The following is a 4711-nucleotide window of genomic DNA, read 5'->3' on the forward strand; positions in this document are numbered from 1 at the left end:
GTATCCCCGACCCGGCCAACGTAGAGACCGAAGGCGTGCTGCTCGCGCGCGCCCGCAAGTTGCATCCCGACGAGACGTTCGCCGACGACGCACCGTCGCGCTTTCGCAAACCGGCGGCCGCGCCAGCGCCCGCGGAGCCACCCAAGCCCGCCGCGGCGGAAGCATCGGCACCCAAACCTGCACCAGCGGCGGCTCCTCCGGTAGCGCCAGCGCCCGCCGCGCAGCCTGCGAAACCAGCGGCGGCAGCGCCAGCAGCGAAACCTGCGGCAGCGCCAGCAGCGGCAGCACCCAAGCCAGCGCCCGCGGAGGCACCGAAGTCTGCGCCACCGCCGGCAGCGACAACTTCAGCACAGAGCAAGGAATTCGATCCGCTCGGGTGGGAAGTGCCGGTCATCTGCAAGGATTGCCACGGGCGGTGGACGATTCCGTATCGGCTGTTCGCGCAGGGCGTGGTGTTCCATTGCCCGTCATGCTTGGGATCGTTCGTACCGAAGACTGCGATGTACCGGGCGGTGAGGGAGACTTTCGAGGGCTTCTACAATCGGCGACGGGCGCAGCAGGAGGCATTCGAGCGCAAGCCGGCGCGCGACGCGGCGGCGTTCAAAGCGAAGCAGGCGGCCGAGTTGGAAGAGTTCAAGCAGAAACTCGAAGCTCTGGCGCATTCGATGAAGCCGGCGGGCAAGACGGTGAGGCCGAAGGGCATCGCCGCGATGTTCACATAGGCGCAGGTGACCCCTGGCCGTTGGCGGGCGGCATGAAGGAAGAATCACCTTCGCGGTGGGCGGCAGGGGCTGCAGCCCCTGCACCCGCAGTGAGAAGACGCGATGGGCAGAGGTGACCCCTGCACCCACCGTTAAGGCTGCGCTCCGTTGTCGCGCGCGGCCTCTTAATACTGGCCAGCAGTGCCAACGGCCGGGCTTCGCCCGGTTAGAACAGGGAACAGGGGAAGGAGCCGGCGGTCTGCGCTCGTGATCGCGAGCGGATGTAATCGAAAGAGCTAGTGATGAACGGGCGGAGTGAATTGGCGCGGCGTCGCAGTCCCTAAAGATTCTCCAACGAAATCGATTTGCGTGCAGGCGCCGGTCTTGTAGTCGAGATCGAGCAGGAGGTTGCGGATGGCGCGCCGCTTGATCGAGGTAATCAGACCGGCGACGGCCTGGGGATCGCCAGTCGAGATCGCAGCGACTTCGCCAGCGTCGAGATTGCTGATGCGGCAGAACTCGCGAGCTAGATCCTCGCTGGAGAAGGCGAGCACGCCGGCCCACGGCGCGCCCTTTTCCTGAAAGACGATCAGCGCGCCCGCAGAATCGAGGAGCAGATGGATCTCTTTGGGGATCGAAGAACTCACGCGCCTTCGACCGTGAGCTTGCCCGTGCGAATAGCCGCCGCGCGCTGACGGACCAGCGCCGGATAGGTGTAGTAGTGGTCGCCGCTCAGGTGCAGGAACGAATCGACGTCGACGTCGTCGAGTTTGAGCATGGCGATCTCGCGCTCGGCGGCCTCGCGGTCGGGAGCCTGGACGATCGAATCGTAGAGCATGCGGCCTTGCGCGGATTGAAAATCCTCGCGCGGCGGAAGGCCGTCGGCGCCGAGTTTACCCGAGTGAAAGTTGTCGAGGATGTAGCGCAACGCCTTGAGTTCATGGCGCAGGATGTCGATTGGCTTGAGCGAATCGCGCGGCATAGAAGCGAGCTTATCGCCGCGGGTCGCGGTGATTCAACACGCGGCGCGAACGCCGGCGGTTGAAGCGATCAGTCGCCTTCGATCAAACGATGGATGGCGCTCAGATGGTGCTGCGAGTCGCGTTTGCGGCCCATCGCTTCGTACATCTCGGCGGCGTTGCGATGGGCCTCGACGTGGGCGGGATCGCATTCCAGCGTGCGCAAAAAACTTCGCAGCGCATTCTGGTGCTCGTCCTTCTTGCGGTAGAGCAGGCCGAGCTTGAGGTGGACGTCGGCACTGGCGGGAACGATCGCGGCCGCGCCCAGCAGATGACGGAGCGCGCCGCCGAGGTCGCCCTCGCATTCGAGCAGCGTGGCGAGGCGCAGATGCGCCTCGCAGTTGCCGGGCTCGCGGCCGACGAGCTCGCTGTAGATGTTGAGCGCGCGCAGCGGATCCTCGTCTGCGACCCGGCGCGCCTCCTCGAAGCGCTCGCGCACGCGGGCGGGGCCGAAACCGTCCTCGACCGTGCCGGGCTGATAGCTGCGATCGAAGTCGAGCAACAACTGGCCGGTCTCAGCCTCGATCAGCGAGGGGCCATCGCGCACGACGATGCGGCCTTCGTCATTGACGAGTTTCAGCGACGTGACTGAGCGGTCCGGATCGACCAGCGCGCGCCCCCGCTCGATACATCGCTGGATCGGATCGATATGCTGGCGGCTGCCGAGCAGCTCCTTGGCGAGGCGCATCTCGAGCAGATCATTGAACGCGAAACGATACTTGCGACCGCCTGAATTCAGCGGGCGCACGAGATTGCGCTTGACCCAGTAGCGAATACGCTCGGGAGTGACCGCGAGAATTCTCGCAGCCGTGCGCGTGGAAAAAGTTTTGTCCCCGCCGCCCGCCTCTACCATCTTCAACCCCAACGTCGAAGAGTATACCGTCGGGCGCAGGCTCTCAACGAGGAGCGCAACGGTTTCTCAACACCTGTGGAGCGCTTGGGAGCTAACCGCGAATTTCCTTGAGCGCGCGAGCGACGCGAACCACGGCCTCGACGCCGTTTTTGGCGTTGTCGATTCGCGCGACGGCCTGATCGTCGGTCATCCCGGGACCGGTGATGGCGAGCCCGACCGGCTTGTCAAACTCGATCGAGAGCCGGATGCCGGCGCCGGCGATCGCATGCGCGATCAGCTCGTCGTGATCGGTATCGCCCTTGATCACCGCGCCGATCATCACCACGCCGGCGATTTCCTTGCGCTGCAGCAGAGCTTTTACCACCGGGCCCATGTCGTACACGCCGGGAACGCGGACCACGCGCGCGACCTCGACTCCGAGCGACTCGGCGTGGCGGCGCGCCCGCTGTTCCATAGGCGCGGTCACCTCGGAGTTGAACTCCGAAACTACGAACGCAATTTTCATTGTGGGGCCAGGTCGATCGTGACGGCGTCGCGAATCTCGACGCCGTTGCGTTTGAGATATGACTTCAGCGCGGGTATCGGATGCTCTCCATAATGAACGATGGATGCAACGATAGCGGCATCGGCCAGCCCGGTGGTGAACGCGTCGCGCAGATGAGCGGGTTCGCCGGCTCCGCCTGACGCAATCACGGGGATCGAAACGGCTTCGCTGATGCGGCGCGTGATCTCGAGATCGTAACCGAGCTTGGTGCCGTCGCGATCGATCGAGTTGATGCACAGTTCGCCGGCGCCGAGCCGCTCGCCCTCCAGCGACCATGCCAGCGCGTCGCGGCCGGTGGGCTGTCGTCCTCCGTCGATCACGACTTCGTAACCGGTCGGCACGCCGGGACGAGCGCCGGTTTTTTTCACCTGCATCGAGAGCACGACGCATTGGCTGCCGAACGCGCGCGCGCCCTCGGAGATAAGCGCGGGATTGCGGACCGCGCCGGAGTCGATCGAGACTTTCTCGGCGCCCGCGAGCAGGACGGCGCGCATGTCTTCCAGCGTGCGCAGCCCGCCGCCGACACTGAAAGGAATGAAAATTTCGCGCGCGACCGCGCGCACCACGTCGAGCATGATGCCGCGGCGCTCGTTGGATGCGGTGATATCGTAGAAGACGATCTCGTCGGCGCCCTCATTGTAGTAGTAGCGCGCCATCGCGACCGGATCGCCCACATCGACATTCTTAAGAAAGCGCACGCCCTTGGTGACTTTGCCGTCACGCACGTCGAGGCATGGGATGATTCGTTTCGCGAGCATCGTCAGCAACCCAACCGGCAGAAATTGTCAAGCAGTTTGAGGCCGGCCGCGCCGCTCTTTTCGAGATGGAATTGTGTCGCGAGCACGTTGTCGCGCGCGACCGCCGCGGTGAACGCAACGCCGTAGTCGGACGCGGCAATCGCGATCGAGGGGTCGTCGGGAACCGGATAATACGAATTGACGAAATAGAAGTGGGTGTTGTCAGGCACGCCGGCGAAAACTCGATGGGCCCGCGTCTGGCGTACGCGGTTCCATCCGATTTGCGGAACCTTGAGCGGACGGCCGTCAACCGAGCGCGGGTAGCGCACGACGCGGCCGGCGATAATGCCAAGGCAAGCGGCATCATCCTCTTCGCTGCGATCGAGCAGCACCTGGATGCCGATGCAGATGCCCAGGAATGGTTTGCCGGCGCGGGCTACGTCGTTGCGGAGAACTTCGACGAGTCCGAGCGCGCGCAGATTTTCCATCGTGGCGCCGGCGGCTCCGACTCCCGGCAGGATTACGCGATCGGCGGCGACGATGCGCTCGGCGCGATCGGTAATCTCGGATTGATGGCCGAGGAATTCGAGCGCGCGCTGAACGCTCGTAAGGTTGCCGGCTTTGTAATCGACGATTGCGATCATGGCTCCGTCCAGAGAAGCCGATCATAGCTGGAGTCCCGTTGCCACCCAAGGCGGGGTCCAAGCTGCTGCGTCTTCAGCATCTCGAGCAATTGATCAAGTAAAAGCCGAGGAAGGAACGGAAGACGGCATCGGCGCGCTCCGCGATGGAGCGCGCCGATATTCGAATCGTCGTTCAGCAAGCTGTGTGCGCGACTACTTCTTCAGCACACCCTC

The 4711-nt window shown here is 64.3% G+C and carries 7 protein-coding genes and 1 pseudogene; 2 read left to right on the forward strand and 6 right to left on the reverse strand.

Annotated features, from left to right (window positions below; genetic code table 11):
• Positions 1–722 (forward strand): annotated as a pseudogene (locus ABSB13_RS16580) (hypothetical protein); the annotation flags it as partial.
• Between the two features lie 275 nt (positions 723–997).
• Here ABSB13_RS16580 and ABSB13_RS16585 read toward each other — a convergent pair.
• The 6 genes from ABSB13_RS16585 to hisH all read right to left on the reverse strand — a co-directional run bounded on the left by ABSB13_RS16585 (position 998) and on the right by hisH (position 4498).
• A complete protein-coding gene (locus ABSB13_RS16585; protein ID WP_428110427.1) occupies positions 998–1348 on the reverse strand; it encodes a hypothetical protein in 351 nt (116 codons plus the stop codon).
• Positions 1345–1683: a hypothetical protein gene (locus ABSB13_RS16590; protein WP_428110428.1), complete on the reverse strand. Its 339-nt coding sequence runs from the start codon at positions 1681–1683 to the stop codon at positions 1345–1347. The genes ABSB13_RS16585 and ABSB13_RS16590 overlap by 4 nt, the downstream gene beginning before the upstream one ends.
• Before the next feature lie 68 nt (positions 1684–1751).
• On the reverse strand, positions 1752–2585 hold the full coding sequence (locus ABSB13_RS16595; RefSeq protein ID WP_428110430.1) for a MerR family transcriptional regulator: 834 nt from the start codon (positions 2583–2585) through the stop codon (positions 1752–1754).
• 79 nt (positions 2586–2664) lie between these two features.
• On the reverse strand, positions 2665–3078 hold the full coding sequence (gene ribH, locus ABSB13_RS16600) for a 6,7-dimethyl-8-ribityllumazine synthase (protein ID WP_428110431.1): 414 nt from the start codon (positions 3076–3078) through the stop codon (positions 2665–2667).
• Complete coding sequence (hisF, locus tag ABSB13_RS16605) at positions 3075–3875, reverse strand: imidazole glycerol phosphate synthase subunit HisF (protein ID WP_428110432.1); 801 nt, start codon at positions 3873–3875, stop codon at positions 3075–3077. The genes ribH and hisF overlap by 4 nt, the downstream gene beginning before the upstream one ends.
• A gap of 2 nt (positions 3876–3877) precedes the next feature.
• Positions 3878–4498, reverse strand: coding sequence for an imidazole glycerol phosphate synthase subunit HisH (gene hisH / locus ABSB13_RS16610; protein WP_428110434.1), 621 nt, complete (start codon positions 4496–4498; stop codon positions 3878–3880).
• On the opposite strand from hisH, the gene ABSB13_RS16615 reads away from it, so the two are divergent.
• Positions 4497–4711: hypothetical protein (locus tag ABSB13_RS16615; RefSeq protein ID WP_428110435.1), on the forward strand; the 215-nt coding region annotated here is incomplete at its 3' end. The two genes, hisH and ABSB13_RS16615, sit on opposite strands and share 2 nt — an antisense overlap.

The sequence above is a fragment of the Binatus sp. (SeqCode) genome (assembly GCF_050013435.1).
In the GTDB taxonomy this organism is placed as follows: domain Bacteria; phylum Desulfobacterota; class Binatia; order Binatales; family Binataceae; genus Binatus.

Excerpts from the sequence above, each read along its gene's own strand:
- ABSB13_RS16590 (WP_428110428.1), bottom strand. The coding sequence starts at position 1,683 with ATGCCGCGCGATTCGCTCAAGCCAATCGACATCCTGCGCCATGAACTC.
- ribH (WP_428110431.1), bottom strand. The coding sequence starts at position 3,078 with ATGAAAATTGCGTTCGTAGTTTCGGAGTTCAACTCCGAGGTGACCGCG.
- hisF (WP_428110432.1), bottom strand. The coding sequence starts at position 3,875 with ATGCTCGCGAAACGAATCATCCCATGCCTCGACGTGCGTGACGGCAAA.
- hisH (WP_428110434.1), bottom strand. The coding sequence starts at position 4,498 with ATGATCGCAATCGTCGATTACAAAGCCGGCAACCTTACGAGCGTTCAG.